The sequence below is a fragment of the Clostridium sp. UBA871 genome (assembly GCF_002295255.1).
Taxonomy (GTDB): domain Bacteria; phylum Bacillota; class Clostridia; order Clostridiales; family Clostridiaceae; genus Clostridium_J; species Clostridium_J sulfidigenes.
In genome coordinates, this window is sequence record NZ_DBFV01000004.1 from 770,561 (window position 1) to 789,103 (window position 18,543).

The 18,543-nt window shown below is 32.3% G+C and carries 19 protein-coding genes; all 19 read right to left on the minus strand.

Annotated elements, in window-relative coordinates; all coding sequences use genetic code 11:
• Position 1: 1 nt before the first annotated feature.
• Positions 2-2,656, minus strand: a complete 2,655-nt coding sequence (gene ppdK / locus B3086_RS09710) for a pyruvate, phosphate dikinase (protein WP_346848431.1) — start codon at positions 2,654-2,656, stop codon at positions 2-4.
• Positions 2,657-2,709: 53 nt separating this feature from the next.
• Positions 2,710-3,342 (minus strand): helix-turn-helix transcriptional regulator, encoded by a 633-nt coding sequence (locus B3086_RS09715; RefSeq protein ID WP_346848511.1) that lies wholly within the window; start codon positions 3,340-3,342, stop codon positions 2,710-2,712.
• A gap of 252 nt (positions 3,343-3,594) precedes the next feature.
• Positions 3,595-4,137: a DUF4342 domain-containing protein gene (locus B3086_RS09720; RefSeq protein WP_346848430.1), complete on the minus strand. Its 543-nt coding sequence runs from the start codon at positions 4,135-4,137 to the stop codon at positions 3,595-3,597.
• Between the two features lie 55 nt (positions 4,138-4,192).
• Entirely contained in the window at positions 4,193-4,924 is a 732-nt protein-coding gene (gene recO / locus B3086_RS09725; RefSeq protein WP_346848429.1) for a DNA repair protein RecO, read from the minus strand.
• Positions 4,925-4,942: 18 nt separating this feature from the next.
• Positions 4,943-5,824 carry a GTPase Era gene (era, locus tag B3086_RS09730; protein WP_035128906.1) on the minus strand — a complete coding sequence of 294 codons (882 nt, stop codon included), beginning with the start codon at positions 5,822-5,824 and terminating at the stop codon, positions 4,943-4,945.
• 10 nt (positions 5,825-5,834) lie between these two features.
• The gene (locus B3086_RS09735; RefSeq protein ID WP_346848428.1) at positions 5,835-6,233 is read right to left on the minus strand and encodes a cytidine deaminase; all 399 of its coding nucleotides are present in this window, start codon (positions 6,231-6,233) and stop codon (positions 5,835-5,837) included.
• 156 nt (positions 6,234-6,389) lie between these two features.
• On the minus strand, positions 6,390-7,088 hold the full coding sequence (locus tag B3086_RS09740) for a diacylglycerol kinase (RefSeq protein WP_035128900.1): 699 nt from the start codon (positions 7,086-7,088) through the stop codon (positions 6,390-6,392).
• A 46-nt stretch (positions 7,089-7,134) separates the two neighbouring features.
• A complete protein-coding gene (ybeY, locus tag B3086_RS09745) occupies positions 7,135-7,635 on the minus strand; it encodes an rRNA maturation RNase YbeY (protein WP_346848427.1) in 501 nt (166 codons plus the stop codon).
• 19 nt (positions 7,636-7,654) lie between these two features.
• Positions 7,655-9,904, minus strand: coding sequence for an HDIG domain-containing metalloprotein (locus tag B3086_RS09750; RefSeq protein ID WP_346848426.1), 2,250 nt, complete (start codon positions 9,902-9,904; stop codon positions 7,655-7,657).
• A 14-nt stretch (positions 9,905-9,918) separates the two neighbouring features.
• On the minus strand, positions 9,919-11,088 hold the full coding sequence (gene yqfD / locus B3086_RS09755; protein WP_346848425.1) for a sporulation protein YqfD: 1,170 nt from the start codon (positions 11,086-11,088) through the stop codon (positions 9,919-9,921).
• Complete coding sequence (yqfC, locus tag B3086_RS09760; RefSeq protein ID WP_346848424.1) at positions 11,075-11,365, minus strand: sporulation protein YqfC; 291 nt, start codon at positions 11,363-11,365, stop codon at positions 11,075-11,077. The genes yqfD and yqfC overlap by 14 nt, the downstream gene beginning before the upstream one ends.
• A 112-nt stretch (positions 11,366-11,477) precedes the next feature.
• On the minus strand, positions 11,478-11,927 hold the full coding sequence (locus B3086_RS09765; RefSeq protein ID WP_035128891.1) for a GatB/YqeY domain-containing protein: 450 nt from the start codon (positions 11,925-11,927) through the stop codon (positions 11,478-11,480).
• A gap of 21 nt (positions 11,928-11,948) precedes the next feature.
• Entirely contained in the window at positions 11,949-12,125 is a 177-nt protein-coding gene (gene rpsU / locus B3086_RS09770; RefSeq protein ID WP_035128888.1) for a 30S ribosomal protein S21, read from the minus strand.
• Between the two features lie 147 nt (positions 12,126-12,272).
• Entirely contained in the window at positions 12,273-12,617 is a 345-nt protein-coding gene (locus B3086_RS09775) for a histidine triad nucleotide-binding protein (protein WP_035128885.1), read from the minus strand.
• 121 nt (positions 12,618-12,738) lie between these two features.
• Positions 12,739-14,040: a tRNA (N(6)-L-threonylcarbamoyladenosine(37)-C(2))-methylthiotransferase MtaB gene (gene mtaB, locus B3086_RS09780; RefSeq protein WP_346848423.1), complete on the minus strand. Its 1,302-nt coding sequence runs from the start codon at positions 14,038-14,040 to the stop codon at positions 12,739-12,741.
• A 1-nt stretch (position 14,041) separates the two neighbouring features.
• Positions 14,042-14,794: a 16S rRNA (uracil(1498)-N(3))-methyltransferase gene (locus B3086_RS09785; RefSeq protein ID WP_346893323.1), complete on the minus strand. Its 753-nt coding sequence runs from the start codon at positions 14,792-14,794 to the stop codon at positions 14,042-14,044.
• 26 nt (positions 14,795-14,820) lie between these two features.
• Entirely contained in the window at positions 14,821-15,756 is a 936-nt protein-coding gene (gene prmA / locus B3086_RS09790) for a 50S ribosomal protein L11 methyltransferase (protein WP_346848422.1), read from the minus strand.
• A gap of 270 nt (positions 15,757-16,026) precedes the next feature.
• Positions 16,027-16,896 carry a YitT family protein gene (locus B3086_RS09795; protein WP_346848421.1) on the minus strand — a complete coding sequence of 290 codons (870 nt, stop codon included), beginning with the start codon at positions 16,894-16,896 and terminating at the stop codon, positions 16,027-16,029.
• A gap of 413 nt (positions 16,897-17,309) precedes the next feature.
• Positions 17,310-18,434, minus strand: a complete 1,125-nt coding sequence (gene dnaJ / locus B3086_RS09800) for a molecular chaperone DnaJ (RefSeq protein WP_346848420.1) — start codon at positions 18,432-18,434, stop codon at positions 17,310-17,312.
• Positions 18,435-18,543: the final 109 nt, after the last annotated feature.

An 18,543-nucleotide genomic window follows, 5' to 3' on the forward strand; every position in this document is an offset into this window, starting at 1 on the left:
TTTATTTGCATCCACAGCAGCATTTTTTTCTTGGATTTTTAACTTCAGCTTGAGCAGCTGCAAGTCTTGCTACTGGAACTCTGAATGGTGAGCATGATACATAGTTTAATCCTACTTCGTGGCAGAATTCAACGGAAGATGGATCTCCACCGTGCTCTCCACATATTCCAAGTTTGATGTCTGGTCTAGTAGATTTTCCTAGGTCAGCAGCCATCTTAACAAGTTTTCCAACTCCAACTTGGTCTAATCTTGCAAATGGATCAGATTCATATATGCTCTTGTCATAGTAGTGTTTTAAGAAGTTTCCAGCGTCATCTCTTGAGAATCCAAAGGTCATTTGTGTTAAGTCATTAGTTCCAAAAGAGAAGAACTCAGCTTCTTTAGCTATTTCATCAGCAGTTAAAGCAGCTCTTGGAATTTCTATCATTGTTCCTACCATGTACTTCATATCTATGCCTGATTCTTTTATGATTTTATCAGCTGTTTCTGTAACTATGTTTTTAACATACTTAAGCTCTTTTACTTCTCCAACTAATGGTATCATAATTTCAGGTACTATATCATAACCTTTTCTAGTTTTAACATCTATAGCAGCTTCTATTACTGCTCTTGTTTGCATTTCAGCTATTTCTGGGTAAGAAACTGCAAGTCTGCAACCTCTGTGACCCATCATTGGGTTGAACTCATGTAATGATTCAACAGTATTTTTTAGATCTTCAAAGGTAATTCCAAGTTCTTTAGCTAATTCTACTATTTCATCATCTTCATGAGGAAGGAACTCGTGTAGTGGTGGATCTAAGAATCTTATAGTAGCTGGTCTATCTTGTAACTCCTCGTAGATTCCTATAAAGTCACCCTTTTGCATTGGTAATAATTTTTCTAGAGCTGCTCTTCTTGTAGCTTCATCCTTAGCAACGATCATTTGTCTTATAGCCATGATTCTCTCGCCTTCAAAGAACATGTGCTCTGTTCTACAAAGTCCTATTCCTTCTGCTCCGAATTTAACTGCTTGAGCTGTATCTCTTGGATTATCAGCATTAGTTCTTACTTTCAAGGTTCTTAGTTCATCAGCCCATGCCATGAATGTTCCAAAATATCCACTTATTTCAGGATCTACAGTTTTAATTTGTCCTGCATATACATTTCCTGTACTTCCATCTATTGAGATGTAGTCTCCTTCTTTATAAGTAACTCCACCTACTGCAAAGGTCTTATTTCCTTCATTTACTGTTAAGTCACCACAACCAGCAACACAACATGTTCCCATTCCTCTAGCAACAACAGCTGCGTGAGAAGTCATTCCACCTCTTACTGTTAATATACCTTCAGAAGCAATCATACCTTCAATATCTTCTGGTGAAGTTTCAAGTCTAACTAAAACTACCTTTTCACCATTTTCATGGGCAGCTTTTGCATCTTCTGCAGTGAAGTAAACCTTACCACAAGCAGCACCAGGAGATGCTGGAAGTCCTTTAGCTATAACTGCTGCAGCCTTAAGTGATGCTGAATCAAAGGCAGGGTGTAATAATGTATCTAATTGTTTTGGTTCAACTTTAAGAATCGCTTCTTCCTTAGTAAGCATTTTCTCTTCTACAAGGTCAACAGCTATTTTTAATGCAGCTTGAGCTGTTCTCTTACCGTTTCTTGTTTGTAGGAAGTAAAGCTTACCTTCTTCTATAGTGAACTCCATATCTTGCATATCTCTGTAATGGTTTTCTAAAGTGTTTACAATATCCATAAATTGTTTATACACTTCTGGATTTTCTTGTTCTAATTGCTCTATTTTTTGAGGTGTTCTGATACCAGCAACAACATCTTCTCCTTGAGCATTCATTAAGTATTCAGCAAATATTTTCTTTTCTCCTGTAGATGGGTTTCTTGAGAATGCAACCCCTGTACCAGAAGTATTTCCTTTATTACCAAATACCATTTCTTGAACGTTTACTGCAGTTCCCCAACTACCAGGAATATCGTTCATTCTTCTGTATACTATAGCTCTAGGATTGTTCCAAGATCTAAATACAGCAGTGATAGAAGCTATTAATTGTTCTGTAGGGTCGCTTGGGAATTCTTCTCCCTTAGCTTCTTTGTAGTAAGCTTTAAATTTAGCTACTAATTCTTTTAAGTCTTCTGCATTTAATTCTGTATCAAGTTTTACGCCTCTAGCAGCCTTCATCTCATCCATGATATCTTCAAAGTTTCTCTTTTCTACTTCCATAACTACATCAGCAAACATTTGAATGAATCTTCTGTATGAATCGTATGCGAATCTAGGATTGTTTGTTTTATTAGCCATTACTTCAACGGTTTCATCGTTTAATCCTAGATTAAGGATAGTATCCATCATTCCAGGCATAGATGCTCTAGCACCAGATCTTACTGAAACCAATAGTGGATTTTCTAAACTTCCAAACTTTTTACCTGTAAGTTTTTCAAGTTCAGTCATTTTTTCATGAATTTCGTCAACGATTTCTTCTGCGATTTTCTTTCCATCATCATAGTATTTATTACAAGCTTCAGTTGTTACTGTGAAGCCTTGTGGCACTGGAATTCCTATGCTTGTCATTTCTGCAAGGTTTGCACCCTTTCCACCTAGTAAATTTTTCATGCCGCCGTTGCCTTCATTAAAAAGGTACACATATTTTTTCTTTTCCATGTTATACAACCCCTTAACTCTTAAATTATAGTTATATAGTCAAATGAATAAAATTATTCATTTTCACCCAATTTTACAAATATCATAGAAATTGTTGTCTTAGATATTTTTCCTACAATTTTCGGAACTTCTTTTCCCCTTAAAAGTTCTAGCCTTACAACAGGTAAGGAATCTACCTGATGCTCAATTATTTTTTTTGCAGCATCAAAGGCTGAATCTTCCTCTGATACACTAACAATATTCGGCATTCTAGTCATGATAATTCCAACGGGTACTCTATGCATATCAGCTGTTCCCATAGCCATCTTTATAAAGTCTTTTCTAGATACAGCTCCTAATAGTGCTCCTTCATTTTCAATGAATAAAGTTCCTGTGTCATTTAAAAAAAGTGTTAGAATGGCCTCATAAACTGGTGTGTCTTCCTTTACTAAAACAGGTTCAGACATTACATCCTTAACCTTTATATTTCTAATTTCACTGTTTTTAGGTCCTTTATTTGAATTTTTAACACACACATATCCAACTTTAGGTCTTGCTTGAAGTATACCGGTCATAGTCAATATAGATAAATCTGGTCTTATGGCGGATCGCGTAAGCCCTAACTCTTTTGCGATAGCTTCACTGGTTATTGGTTCATTTTCTTTAACTAATTCTATTATTTGTTCCTGTCTAAGCGAGAGTTTAATGACAATTCGCCACCTTTCAAAATTCTATTATTCACTCCAAATTCTATAATTTTAATTATATCACACATTGGGGTGAGTAAGTGTTATTTTTAAGTTATTTTCTATTATATTGTATAAGAGATTTATTTAATTTGCAACTTTCTCTAAAAATTTTTAAAATATTTCGTTAATTCTTGGGTAAATTTTATTCTAAATAAAAAAAGATGAGTATATGCTCATCTTTAATTAATATCCAAATATATAAAATTTATGTTATCTTTTCATATTATTCTTTGCTTCAGAAATTTTTTCTTTAATCTTTCCTGAGGTTTCAGAGAAGATCTCTTTTAGATCATGGGTTACTTCTGTAGCTTTCTTTGCAGTTGTTTCCATGGTGCTCTTTACAATTTTATTAACTACTTCTACAGTTCCATCTTCTTTAATTATATCTATTTCTAGATCAATAAATACTGCAGTTGCAGCTCCTAAAACTATTAAAACTGGTTGCAATAATAATGCTATACCCACCACAATTCCTGCATTTACAGGAATATTCACTAGGATAGAATCATCCTTTCTAATGATAATTCTAGAAACATTACCAGCCTTTATCAGCTCTTTTATATAGGTTACAAATTCACTTTGAGAAATTTTCTCATTGAAATTTCTATTATCCTTTTGTTTTTCTCTTTCACAATGAATTAATGCTTCGATTAAGTCCCCATTGAATCTTTCTAATAATTCCTTAGCTTCTTCTTCAGATAGATTAGCTCTTTCTTTTAATATATTTATCTTTTTTAATGTAGCTTCATCCATAAATATTTCCTCCCTAGCAATATTTAATACTTAAGTATATTATATCACTTATATACTAAAACTTTTTAAGTAAGGACAGGCTATTAGGTTTTTTTCTATAATTTAGACTTATAAAGGTTTCTAGGATTTTTCCTATTTGTTCCTTTGTATTTATATCTAAATTAAGTCTTCCTACCTTCTCCAGCTCCACTTTACTTAGAAACTTTAATCCATTATATGTGGCAGCAGATACTTTCGTACCATATTGTTTTTCACATTGGTTACAAATTCCACCATAGAACTGAAAAGAAATATAGTCTGTGGTATTTATCTTATTTCCACATAGGGCACAGTTTTCTAACGATATACCATAGCCTGTAGCCTTTAAAACCTTAACTTCAAAGGCTCTTGCTAAAAGATCTAAGTCTATAGCCTTGTTTCTCATAAGATAAAAGCATTTCACTAAATCTATAAATATGGGATGACTCTCACCTTCTTCTATGGCAATATCTATGAGTTCATTAAAATAAGAACCATATATTAAGGTATCATAGTCATTTAATATATCTTGAAAGGAATCTATAATTCTCCCTTCATTTAAGGTATATAAAGTTCTTCCTTTATATAGTACATACTCACCAAAGGAGAAAGGTAGGGTATTTGAAAAATTTTTATTTTTACTTTTTCTAGCTCCCTTTGCAATGACAGTTACCTTTCCAAACTCCTCTGTAAATATCCATAGTAATTTATCATTTTCTTTGTATTCTTGGGTTTTTAAAACTATCCCTCTAGTCTTGATAGTATTCAATGAATAACACCTGCAATTCTACTTATAACCAAGTTCCTTGAGTACAAATGCACTATCTCTCCACTCTGATTTAACCTTAACCCAAATCTTTAGGTTTACTTTACAGCCTAGGAACTTTTCAATATCTTGTCTTGCATAGGTAGATATTTTCTTCATCATAGCTCCATTTTTACCAATTATTATACCCTTGTGGGAGTTCTTCTCACATAGCATATTTGCCTCAATAAGATAACTTCCATTTTCATTCTTCTTCATGGTTAAAATTTCTACAGCAATACCATGAGGTACTTCTTGAGATAAAAGTCTTAGGGCTTTTTCTCTTATAGTCTCCATTACTATAAATCTTTCTTGCTGATCTGTTATCATGTCTTCTGGGTAATACATTGGTCCCTCTGGTAACTGATCAACTACTAATTCTAATAATTTTTCGGTGTTCTTTCCGTTAATAGCTGAAATAGGTATTATTTCTTTAAAATCTAAAACTTTAGTGTATTCTTCTAGAGTTTTAGCTACTCTATCAGCAGGGTTTTCATCTATTTTATTTACTACTAAAAACACTTTAGTATTGCACTGCTTTAGTTGTTCTAAAATATGAAGGTCTGCCTTGTTTATCTCCCCTTCTGGTGTTGTTAAAAATAGCACCACATCCACATCCTGCATGGAATCTTTAGCTATCTTCACCATGTACTCACCTAACTTATGTTTAGGTTTATGCATACCTGGTGTGTCTACAAATACTATTTGAAAGTTATCCCTTGTAAGTATTGTTTGTATATTGTTTCTTGTAGTTTGTGGTCTACTTGATACTATAGATAATTTCTCTCCCATTAAATAATTTAAAAGGGTTGATTTACCCACATTTGGTCTTCCTATTATAGTTATAAATCCTGATTTAAACATATATCTCTCCTTATTTAAGTAAGTCCTCTTTAGTAAAAGCTCCTGGTAGTATTTCTTCTAAAGTTTTTACTATATACTCATCTTGATTTTTAATTAATACTATTTCTATATCTTTAGCTGCAAACTCAGCAATAACCTGTCTACATATTCCACATGGAGCTGTAAATGCTAACATATCTCCTACTATGGCAATTTTTTTCATTATAGTATGTCCTTCAGATACAGCCTTAAATATAGCCGTTCTTTCAGCACAGTTAGTAGCGCCATAAGAAGCATTTTCTATGTTACAGCCTGTAAATACACTGCCATCTTCCATTTCAATTGCTGCTCCAACTTTAAACTTAGAATATGGCACATAAGCTTTTTCTCTAGCCTCTATAGCAAGTCTTACCAATTCCTTTATATCCATTTTATCTTCCTCCAACCTAATTACTCAAATCTATCCATGGTTTATAATAATCACACATTTTTTTAGTTTCTTAGTTATATTAGTTTACCATAGAATACGAATTTTATCACATTATTTTTATTGCTTATATTTTATTTAGCTTCATTCATTTAGTAATTACCCAATAAGCTGATATAACAGTAAGGTCAGTAGTGATCCAAAGGCTCCTCCAAGGACTACTTCAAGGATGGAGTGTACGTTAGAATCTACTCTGCTTTGGGCTACTATGAAGGCTAATAAAAATGCCAATATCATTATTAGTGGCTCTGTGGTTAATAGTGTAATGGTGGTTGCCACAGCAAAGGCTATGGAACTATGACCACTTGGCATTCCGCCTCTTAAAGGTGTACCTTCATCATATACAGCCTTTACTACTACAGTGGCAATACTAACTATTACTAACATTAAAAATATCATGTGAGGGTCAGAATTTTTAATTTTCAAAAGAATAATTATAGAAAAAGGTAGAACTTTATCACCAAAAATTATATAGGCTACTAAAACCGCATTTATTGCAGTGACTAATACTGCTCCTGCAGCTACATTTTTCGCAATCTTTGCTAGGGGATGATAAAAGTTGGTGGTGGCATCTATGGCACATTCCACTGCTGTATTTATCATCTCTGCAACCACAACCATTGTTATTGTAATTGCAATTACCAAAAGTTCCATCTTTGTCATGTCAAAGAAAAAACAAGCTGTTAGTATTAACATAGCTATTATCATATGTATTCTCATATTTCTTTGAGTTCGTATTGAATAAATTATTCCCTCTATAGCATAGTTAAAACTATCCACTAGCTTCTTTACCTTCATAATAACCCCACCTTAATTAAAGCTGATATAACCTATATATAATCTATTATCTTTCAATGTTAAACTTACTTAGAATTTCTTCTTCTCTAGCTCTCATTATTACCTTATCATCATCTTCCATGTGATCATATCCAAGCAAGTGAAGAATGGAGTGAGTTACTAAGTAGCACACTTCTCTTATAAATGAGTGTCCAAACTCTTCACTCTGCTCCTTTGCTCTCTCTAAGGATAACACAATATCTCCAAGGACTAAATTTCCTTCATTTAAATCAATAATTGAAAATTCATGTTCTAAATAGCACTCCTTGAATACTTTTTTCTCATCATAGTCTAGCATGGGAAAGGATAGTACATCTGTAGCCCTATCTATTCCTCTTGTATCTGAGTTTATTTCTCTTATGGCCTCATTATCTACAAAAATTAGACTTACTTCATAGGGAATCAGAACCTGTTCCTCTTTTAAAGCATAATCTATAATTTCTTTAATATTTTCTTCTAAGTCTTTTTCAACGGAAATAAGACTTTGCCTATCGTCCATATAAATCATATTTTATCTCCTATTTATCCTATATCTGCTTTTCTTTTTCAACTTCTTTAGTTTGTATAACTGCTTCTGGCTCTTTTAACTTAAACTGTTCTTCCTTAGTTGATACAACTTCTTTATCTTCTTCAAGGTTTTTTTCATTGTTTTCTTTTGTTAAATTAATCTTGTCTTTAGGATACTCAATTCTTTCATGGTAAATTCCAGATAGAACCTTTAGAAAACTCTCTCTTATTTTCTCTAAATCTTTAAAGGTTAGGTCAGAGTTGACAAACTGATTTTCATCAATTCTACTCTTAATTATGTTATTTACCATTTCTTCTATCTTCTTTTTGTTAGGCTTATTAATGGACCTTACAGAGGCTTCAACCCCATCTGCTAACATTATAATGGTAGATTCCTTTGATCTTGGTGGTGGTCCACCATATCTATAATCTGCCTCATTTACCTCATCGGGATTCTCACTTTTATTTCTCATAGTTATATAAAAATACTTAGCGAGAGAATCTCCATGATGCTCTCTCACAACATCAGTGATGCCTTCAGGTAAGTTATATTTTTCTGCTAATTTAACCCCATCTTCCACATGGGATAGTATTATGGCAGAGCTCATAGCTGGTGACATATCATCATGAGGATTTACTATACCTATTTGATTTTCCTTAAAATAATAGGGCCTTTCTAGCTTTCCAACATCATGATAATAGGAGGCTACCCTAGCTAGTATTGGATTGGCTCCCACACTTTCAGCAGCCATCTCTGCTAAGTTTGCAACTAACACACAGTGGTGATAAGTGCCTGGTGCTTCTAAAAGCAATCTCCTCATTAAGGGATGATTAGGGTTAGCTAACTCTAGAAGTTTAATATTAGTTAATACATCAAATATATTTTCTAAAACTGGCAGTATTCCTATGGCTAATATTCCTGATACTATAGCAGATATTCCTGTAAGCATAGCCTTATTGATTATACTAGTCACATTAGTGCTTAGGAAATATCCCATGGCACCAGTAAATACTACATTTATAGCTCCAATGAGCAAGGAAGAATACAATATGTCATTTCTTTGCTGAACCCTTTTTAATACCATTGGAACTATTACTGCATTGACCATAGCTATAAGAGTTAAATCTACTGAAAATTTAACAATAAAGGATATAAATATTACATTTAATATTCCTATGGTTACAGATGTTTTACTATCAATTAGTACAGATAATAAAATTGAAATACAAGCAAAGGGTATAACATAAGGAGATATGAGAATAGATATCCTAGCTAATACTACAGTTAGTACTGTCAGTAGGTTTATCAGGATAACCTTACTATTATCTTCATATATGTCTCTGCGCTTTTCTTTTATATATCTCCACTGTAATCCTAATACTCCTGCAACAACTAGAAGTAAAACTAGGTTCATATAAATGCCCGTAGATTTATCATTACCTAAGAGGCCTAAGTCATTTAGAAGCTCAATTTGTGATTCAGTAATAGGTTGACCTTCTGCTATTATAGTTTGATCCTTTTTATAGATTACAGGTGTTACATTTTTAGTTATGTTTTGTCTCGCTTCTTCTGTCTTTTCATGATCTACAAAATAGGTAGCCTTAGTTTGCGAATAACCTATGGCCATGGCTAGATCCTTAACATTTTTAGCATAGCTAGTATTATTAAAGAAGGCAGTTATATATCCTTGTGCTGAAACTATATCCTGAGGTTTATTCTCGTATATAGGGGTAGTATCATATAAATTATTCATACAATCTACTATCTCTTCATTTAGGCTATTTAATCCAGTCTCATTTAAGGATAAAAGTAATCCATAGTTTTCAGTAGAAAGATTTTTTATAACACTTTCCTCTTTTAACTTTTTCAGCTTTATCCCATTGATTTTTTCCTGTTCTGACTTAATTTTTTCATTATCATCTTCACTGGAAGGATTATAAGGAGGATTTTCAGAATTTATCTTTTTAACTAATTCAAAAAGTTTATTTATATTATCTAAAGCACCCTTTCTTATATTAGCATCATAGGTATAGGTTTCTTGTACGTGTTTTAGCTCTTCTTCAATACTCTTTTGAGTTGCTACCTTATCTTCCACATCTCTTGGTGCTTTAATATCAAATTTAGCTATTTCACCTACTTGAAGGTTATATTTTTTACTTACTACTACAGTGCTTAAAATCAAATAAACTATTAAAGTTGTAATTATAAAAGTAATATAGGGTTTTATTCTTGGAAATCTTATCCTTGATAATCTTTTTTTATGTCCCATATTTACACCTCTTTTTAAGTCTCAGGGGATTCATCTTCCTTTTCTCTTTCTGTTTCTGTAACTACAACTTGGCTTTCTGCTATATCTTCTTCTACAGTAACTAATACTCTAATTTCATATTCCTTCTCTTGCTTTTTAACTTCTGGAGTTATATCTAGTATTTTAACTCCTCTATCTAAATTTAATGTAATTTTGTTTTGTAGTTCCTTTATTACAGTGTCAGTGTCAGTAGCTTCTTCCACCTCTTCTGTTTCATAATAAGTCTCTTTTATAAAGATGCCCCAGTTTTCTTCTATTTTATCATAAGTTGTATAGTTATTTAATGATTTCTTAATATAAATTTTATTATTGTTTACATTTACTCCATATCGTACCTGCTTATTTCCCGTTCTTCTTTTTGAGGTAATAGATATAGGTACTTTTGTAAATTCTTCGTAAAAAGTAGTAGCATATATTTTTCCTTCAGCCTTTACAGAGAACTCCATGCCTTCTTTTCCTTCTTGACCTTTTACAATTAACTCACCTTTGTCAACTACTGTGCCAAGTTGTTTCACAGGAGTTCCAGCACTAGTATATATTCTATTTATAACTCCACTTTTTTTAGCTACTAAATCTCCTGTGTACTCCTTTTCTTTTATCTTTGGTGGTTCTTGCCTCTCCACTATATCTACAGTGAGCATAGAGCCTTCAATTCTAACTTTAACCCACATTATTTCATCTATATCAGCAACTAACTTTTCTTCAACTTTTAGAACATCTATTGAACCCTTTTTACTTCCAACCATTATTCCATAGCTTTTCAGTATATTTCTAACTTCAAGGGGAGCTAGATATTTATCTGTATTTATATCCACACTCCAAATAAAGCTACTCAAATAGTATAAAATAAAGAAAAATGCAGCAATACCTGCAATTAAAAGTTTTCTAGCACTTAATCTAAGATAAAAAAAGTTTATCCCTTTACGATGCAAAATCTTTACTTTTCCCTTTACTTTTTTAACAGCTTCTTTTAAATGAAGATAATCTGATACTGATATTTCTAGTGTAATAGAAAAGGCATTATTTCTTTTTATATTTTTTACACTAACATTTTTATTCCAAAGATAATTGAGAATTTTTTCTCCTTCAAGGGAATCTACTTGAACAGTTATATAGCTTTTATTAAAATTATTAATCTTCTTCATAGTTTTCATACACCATAGAGCTAAAATATCCACTTAAAGTTATGGTGGTACCTCCTACAAATATAATTTCAAAATCCTTACCTAGAATTTTCAAAGGTCCAATACTTGTATTTATAACTAATTCACTGTCACTAAATTTTATTATCCCTTTATGATTCTCTACCGTTACCTCTTTTCTTGCTATCACTATTATTTTAGGTAAACTAAGGGCTACATCTACTGGTAAGTCTAATCCATAAATGACCTTTTCCTTTACCCTCACTAATTTATCACTCAACTTCATCACCTCTAAATCATAATTTTTACTTACAAAGTTTCTCTTTTAAATTTTATGATTTCTTTTCATGATAAATTACTTAAAATAAAAAGAACTCAGTAAACTGAGTTCTTTATTTATTCAAATATTCTTTTACTATTTGACTAACTACTTTGCCATCTGCTCGACCATTTACCTTAGGTCTAACATCTGCCATAAGTTTTCCCATATCTTTAATGCTACTAGTACCAAGTTTTTCGGCTGACTCCAGAACAATTTTTCGGATTTCTTCTTCCGTTAACTGCTGAGGAAGGTATTGTAATAAGATTTCGATTTCAGCTTTTGTTTGATCAACCAAATCTTGTCTATTTCCTTTATCAAACTCAACCAAAGAATCTCTTCTTTGTTTAACTTCCTTTGCTAAAATTTCGATGACTTTACTATCATCTACTTCTCCTGCCCCTGATTTTTCAACCATTAAAACAGCAGCTTTAGCCATGCTTATTACATTTGCTTTAAACTTATCTCTTTGTTTAATAGCATTTTTCCAGTCGTCCTGTAATGTTTCCTTAATGGATGACATTAATAAACCTTCTTTCAAATTCTACTTAAATTTTCTTTTTCTAGCAGCTTCTGATTTTTTCTTTCTCTTTACGCTTGGTTTTTCGTAATGTTCTCTCTTTCTAACTTCTGAAAGCACACCTGATCTTGCACATTTCTTTTTAAATCTTCTTAATGCATTCTCTAATGATTCGTTTTCTCCAACTTTTATCTCTGACATTTATATCCCTCCCTCCGCTAGCTCAATTTAATTTTAATTAAAAGTAGCCAATGCGAGGCCTAAATAGCACATTTTCAATTATACAATTCACATTAACTTATGTCAAGATTTTCATTAGTTTTATTTACATATTTTTAGTCCTTATTTTTAGCCTGGTGGCCATTTTAAATTTCTTCCACCTAACAAATGAAAATGTAAATGTGGAACAGTCTGACCTCCATGGTCTAAAGTGTTAGTTACAACTCTATATCCACTTTTATCTATTCCTAGTTTTTTTACCAGTTCTGGTATGGTGGCGAAAATATGAGCTATAATGCTACTATTCTCATGATTTATATCATTAACGCAGCTTATGTGCTCCTTTGGGATTATAAGAATATGCACAGGTGCTTCAGGACTTATGTCATGAAATGCTAATATCTTATCATCTTCATAGACCTTATTTGAAGGAATCTCACCCTTTGCAATTTTACAAAATAAACAATCTGACATTTTTTCACCTCCATTCTCAGTAGTAAAAACCTACATTTATAGTTTCCTATAATGTATAATATGATTTCTCATATCTTATATTATACTCTAAAAATCCATGTTAGTGTATCTATATTTTGTATTATTCTATGATTCCTATCATATTTTCTTGTTTTACAGCTGCTAGTTTTGTAGGCACTATTTTACCCTCTAGGTTTTCATCACTTTCTGTTATTACTTTTATATAGTTCTCTGTATAGCCTACATAAGTGTTTTCTTTTCCACTTATAGCTTCCTCATAAAGTACTCTCATTTCTCTTCCTATGAATTTCTCCATGAATTCTACTTCTAAAGCATTATTTAGTTCTATTAACTTTTTACTTCTTTCTTCCTTTATAAGACCATCTACTTGGAAAGGCATTTCCGCTGCCTTAGTTCCTGTTCTTTTACTATACTTAAAGATATGCATTTTACTTAGTTTTATACCTTTTAAAAATTCATAGGTAGCTTCAAATTCAACATTAGACTCCCCTGGAAAACCTACAATTATATCCGTAGTTATAGACACGTCCTTCATATACTTTCTAAGATTTTCTACTACATCCTTATATTCCTGTGCTGTATATTTTCTATTCATTCTTCTAATTGTTGCATCACAGCCACTTTGAAGGGATAGGTGAAAATGTGGACACATCTTTTCTAGGTTACAGATTTTCTCTATTACCCCTTCAGTGAAGAAGGTTGGATCTATAGAGCCTATTCTAATTCTCTCTATTCCTTCTATTTTATTTATCTCTTCTAGGATTTTAACTAAATCCCAATTACCTTCTAAATCTACTCCATAGGAAGCAGTGTGAACTCCAGATAAAATTATTTCTTTAAACCCATTTTTACTTAGTTCTTTTACTTCCTTTAATATTTCCTCAGGCTCTTTACTACAAACTCCCCCTCTAGCAAAGGGAATTAGGCAGTATGAACAAAATCTATTACATCCATCCTGTATCTTTAAAAAGGCTCTAGTTTTATCCTGATATTCATTGATAGCTAGCTGTTCAAATTTATTGTTTTTAAGTACATCTTTAACTTCTACTACTTGCTTACTTTCTTCTCTTGCTCTATTAACCCAGTAAACAATGTCTCCTTTATTTCTACTTCCCAAGACTACATCTACACCTTCAATTTGTGCTATTTCATCGGAAGCTATTTGTGAATAGCATCCAACTACTGCTATTATAGCCTCTGGATTATGACGTCTTGCTCTTCCTATCATCTGTCTTGACTTTTTATCTCCCATGTTAGTTACTGTACAGGTATTTATAACATACACATCTGAAAATTCATCAAAACTTACAACTTCATATCCCTCTTTTATGAATTTTTCTGCCATGGCTTCTGATTCATAAGAGTTAACCCTACATCCTAGTGTATATAGTGCTACTTTCATTTTAATTTCCTCCTAAGTCACCAAGCTCATACATAATTAAGCTAAGAGCTACAAAGCCAGCAGTCTCCGTTCTTAGTATTCTAGGCCCTAAGGTTACTATAAATGCTCCAGCATCCTTTAATGCCTGAATTTCATCCTCTTCAAAGCCACCCTCAGGTCCTATGATAATGGCTGCTGTTTCTATATTTTTATCTGATACTTGGTTTTTTACATATTTTATTCCTTGATTTTCTTGATTTTCATAGGGTACTATGACTAAATCAAAGTTCTTTATCTCTTCCTTTAGGCTATTAAAATCTATAGGTTGGTTTATAGTTGGAATTATACTTCTTTTGCTTTGTTTGCAAGCTTCTAATGCAATTCTGTTCCATCTATCTACCTTTTTAAATTCTGAGGACTCATTGCCCTTAACTACAACTCTCTCTGTAATTATAGGGGTGATTTCACTGACTCCTAGCTCAGTACACTTTTGAGCTATTAAATCCATTTTAGCTGCCTTTGGTAATCCTTGAAAAAGCTGAACTCTTAAAGGACTTTCATTATTTAAAGCAACCTTTTCAATTAGGTTTACTCTTACTTCTTTTTTATTTACCTCTAAAATTTCTCCTATATATTCAACACCCTTGCAGTTATTGATATTTACTTTATCCCCTTCTTTAAGTCTAAGCACCTTATATATATGCTTAACATCATCGCCTTCAATGATGCACAGAGATTCATTTATGCTATTATCTTCCACAAAAAATTTATGCATTTTAAATATACTCCCATCACACAATTTTACTTTTTAGCAATAATACAAATCCATTCTCCATCTTCCATGACTTCTTCAATTATAAAGTTTAGGGTCTTTAACTTGTCAGCAACTTTATCTCTTTGAGTGTTTAAGATACCAGAAGCTATGAAGTATCCCTCATCTTCTATAAAGGCTCTGACACCTTCACTTAAAAACATGATTATATCAGCTAAGATATTAGCTACTACTATATTAGCTTTACCTTCTACTACTTCCATTAAATCTCCATAAAGAATTTCGATGTTATTTACTTTGTTGAACTCTAGATTTTTCTTTGCAGATTCTACAGCTACTGGGTCTAAATCTACTCCTACTACATGTTTTGCTCCTAATTTAGCTGCAGCTATAGATAATATTCCTGAACCAGTACCTATGTCAAATACAGTGGTATCTCCCTTAACTTTTTTCTCTAGAGCTTTTATGCACATTCTTGTAGTTTCGTGGGTTCCTGTTCCAAATGCCATTCCTGGGTCTAGCTCTACTACAACCTCTCCAGGTTTTTCTTCATAATCTTCCCAGGTAGGCTTTACTACAATGTGCTCCCCAACCTTAGCTGGTTTATAGTACTGCTTCCAATTATTTGCCCAATCATCTTCATTTACCTTATGATAAGTTACTATGCCTTCACCTTTATCAAAGCCAAATTCACCTAACTTATCTACACTTTCCTTTATGTAGTTTAGTGTATTCATAAAGTTTTCACTATCCTTAAAGTACCCTTTAACCATAGCTCCTTCTTCAATAGTTAAAACTGACTCATTTATAAAATCTGCAAAGCCCAGGTTTTCCTTCTTAAATTCCACATCTGCCACATCTTCTATGGAAACTCCTTCTACATCACAGTTATAAAGAAAACCAGCCACAGCTTCTGTAGCCTCACTGCTGGTAAGTACCGTTACTTCAATCCAATCCTGATCCATTTCTACTTCCTCCATATCTATACATTAAATTATACTTAAGTTATATGAACAATATTTAATAGGTTTTAATTAATATTATTGCCATCATTTTAAAAGATGTCTATGGTATTATACACTAAATAATCTTTATTGTGTAATTATATATCACATATTACAAAATAACAAAATAACTCTTCCTTGGCAATAGTGAATCTTTTCTATTGCAAGAAAGAGTTTTATTTGGCTCTATAATTTTTATCGACCCCTAATATTCTACTGTTCTATAGATGCTTAGTCAATTAGGTTATCTTTAAATCCAAGACCAAAGGCTTCATCAAAGGAAGAAATCATAGTCATAGCTGTTGGGTCTATGGTACTTACAATTCTACGCAAATTATATACCTGAGATTTACTGCAAGCACACATTAACATTTGACGACTCTCTCCTGAAAAAGCACCAGTAACATTCATTATAGTTACTCCTCGTCCAACTTCCTTTCCAATGACATCTGCAATTTCCTTTCCATGATTAGTTATTACCATTGCCATTTTTCCTGCTTCAAAACCAGACATAATCTTATCTATTATTGTTGATGTAGCTATAGTCATAATAATTCCTAATAATACAGCATCAATAGTTCCAAATACTAATCCACCTAGAAGGATAACACAACCATCAATAGCAATTGTAATCTGCCCAATAGATAGGTGAGGTGCTTTTTTTCTTACAGAAAGAATTAAAAAGTCTGTTCCTCCAGTAGATGAATTTCTCATATATATGAGTGCTAGTCCAGCTCCAGATAATACTCCTGCAAACACAGCTGCCAGTATAGGATTTCCTGAATATATTGGGATAAGTGGAAACACTACATCCATAAAGAAGGCTGAAATTACCATGGTTTTTAGAGATTTAACTAAAAACCATTTTCCAAGTACTTTATAACTAATTATTATTATTGGTATGTTAAGTAATAAACTACATATACCTATTGGTATTTTAGTAAAAAAGTTTATAATTATTGATAAACCTGAAATTCCACCAGGAGCAAAGTTAGCTGATAATGCAAAGGTATAAATACCAGCAGCATAAAGTATACTACCAATGATGTCATAGAAGGTATCAATGGTAATGTCATAGATCTTTTGTTTTTCAATTTTCATGTTATTGCCTCCAACCTTTTTATTAAAGTTATATCTTATGATTTTGTAGAAATTAACATAATTCAGACATGAATAAAAGGTTTACATGTGCTAAAAAACTTAACTTCTACACCACTAGTAATAAAAGCGCAATAAACCCTAAAATATCATTAAATTCTACAGTAATATTATAAATATTTTGTCTAAAAAAGTCAATTATTAAATTTTAAAAATATTCATATTGTTATCTCTATTTTGCTAATGATTAATTTTACTATTAATATACTGAAATTTAAGATTTTAATATAAATTGGCTCTGTTGAAAATTACAGTGATAGAATATATAAGCACTAAAAATAGCTAAAGTCCTATATTAACTATTACAAGACTTTAGCTATATTTAAAATATTTGTAGATTATATTAATTCTCTTTATTACTTTCCAAATATTCCTTTTTTGTGTTTTTTCTTTTCCACAGTAGTTTCTGGAGCTTCTCCACTAGCCTCCATAAACATTCTTAGAGCTTCTGTTTGTTTCTCATTAAGAGATTTTGGTACATCTACTATTACCTTAACATAGTGATCTCCTCTACCTACAGAGTTAACTCTAGGAACCCCTTTAGCTTTTAATCTAAATACAGTTCCAGGTTGAGTTCCTGCTGGAACCTTATAAGTAACATCTCCATCCACTGTTGGAACCTTTATGTCTGTACCAAGAGCAGCCTTTGCAAAGGATATATGAGTTTCCATATGGATATCAAAGCCTTTACGTTTAAATATATTATGAGATGTAACTCTTATATTTATATAAAGATCTCCTGCTGGCCCTCCATTTTCTCCTGCTTCACCTTGTCCTCTTAGTGGCATTACATTTCCTGTATCAACACCTGCTGGAACATTCACTGTTAAATTTCTAGTTTTTCTTTCTTTACCAGTTCCTCTACAAGTTGAGCATGCTTCCTCTATTATAGTACCTTTACCTCCACAAGCATCACAAGTTGTAGTTGTAGAAATAACTCCTAATGGAGTTCTTCTTTGAACATTTATCTTCCCTCTACCACTACACTTAGAGCAAGTTTTAGGAGTAGTACCTTTTTTTGCTCCTGTGCCTCCACAAGTTTCACATTTTTCTCTTCTAGTAACTTTAATTTCCTTCTCACAGCCAAATACAGCCTCTTCAAAGGTTAAATTTAAATTAAATTCTAAATCTGCACCCTTTCTTGGAGCATTTTTATTAGATGAAGAGGAAAATCCTCCACCAAAGATATCGCTAAAAATATCTCCAAAGCCGCCAAAGCCTCCACCGAAATCAAATCCATCAAAACCTTGGGCTCCGTTAAAGTCTGCAGTACCAAATTGATCATATCTCTGTTTCTTCTCTGGATCTGATAAAACTTGATATGCTTCATTTATTTCTTTAAACTTTTCTTCTGCTTCAGCATTTCCTTGATTTCTATCTGGATGATACTTTAAAGCAGCCTTTTTAAAAGCTTTTTTTATCTCATCATCACTGGCACTTTTATCTAAGCCGAGTACTTCATAATAATCTTTATTAGCCATATTTAAAACTCACCACCTATTTTACTTCGAATAATATATTAAGATATATTATGTATAATTGCAACCATGTATTAATGGGAACATTAAATTTTCACATTAAAATTTAACA

Bases quoted from the DNA above. Each gene is read 5' to 3' on its own strand.
- B3086_RS09795 (WP_346848421.1), bottom strand. From the start codon at position 16,896: ATGAAAATTGAAAAACAAAAGATCTATGACATTACCATTGATACCTTC.
- mtaB (WP_346848423.1), bottom strand. From the start codon at position 14,040: ATGAAAGTAGCACTATATACACTAGGATGTAGGGTTAACTCTTATGAA.
- B3086_RS09740 (WP_035128900.1), bottom strand. From the start codon at position 7,088: ATGAAGGTAAAGAAGCTAGTGGATAGTTTTAACTATGCTATAGAGGGA.
- B3086_RS09775 (WP_035128885.1), bottom strand. From the start codon at position 12,617: ATGTCAGATTGTTTATTTTGTAAAATTGCAAAGGGTGAGATTCCTTCA.
- rpsU (WP_035128888.1), bottom strand. From the start codon at position 12,125: ATGTCAGAGATAAAAGTTGGAGAAAACGAATCATTAGAGAATGCATTA.
- ppdK (WP_346848431.1), bottom strand. From the start codon at position 2,656: ATGGAAAAGAAAAAATATGTGTACCTTTTTAATGAAGGCAACGGCGGC.
- B3086_RS09750 (WP_346848426.1), bottom strand. From the start codon at position 9,904: ATGGGACATAAAAAAAGATTATCAAGGATAAGATTTCCAAGAATAAAA.
- dnaJ (WP_346848420.1), bottom strand. From the start codon at position 18,434: ATGGCTAATAAAGATTATTATGAAGTACTCGGCTTAGATAAAAGTGCC.
- era (WP_035128906.1), bottom strand. From the start codon at position 5,824: ATGTTTAAATCAGGATTTATAACTATAATAGGAAGACCAAATGTGGGT.
- ybeY (WP_346848427.1), bottom strand. From the start codon at position 7,635: ATGATTTATATGGACGATAGGCAAAGTCTTATTTCCGTTGAAAAAGAC.
- B3086_RS09765 (WP_035128891.1), bottom strand. From the start codon at position 11,927: ATGTCATCCATTAAGGAAACATTACAGGACGACTGGAAAAATGCTATT.
- B3086_RS09720 (WP_346848430.1), bottom strand. From the start codon at position 4,137: ATGGATGAAGCTACATTAAAAAAGATAAATATATTAAAAGAAAGAGCT.
- B3086_RS09785 (WP_346893323.1), bottom strand. From the start codon at position 14,794: ATGCATAAATTTTTTGTGGAAGATAATAGCATAAATGAATCTCTGTGC.
- B3086_RS09735 (WP_346848428.1), bottom strand. From the start codon at position 6,233: ATGGATATAAAGGAATTGGTAAGACTTGCTATAGAGGCTAGAGAAAAA.
- prmA (WP_346848422.1), bottom strand. From the start codon at position 15,756: ATGGATCAGGATTGGATTGAAGTAACGGTACTTACCAGCAGTGAGGCT.
- yqfD (WP_346848425.1), bottom strand. From the start codon at position 11,088: ATGAAGAAGATTAATAATTTTAATAAAAGCTATATAACTGTTCAAGTA.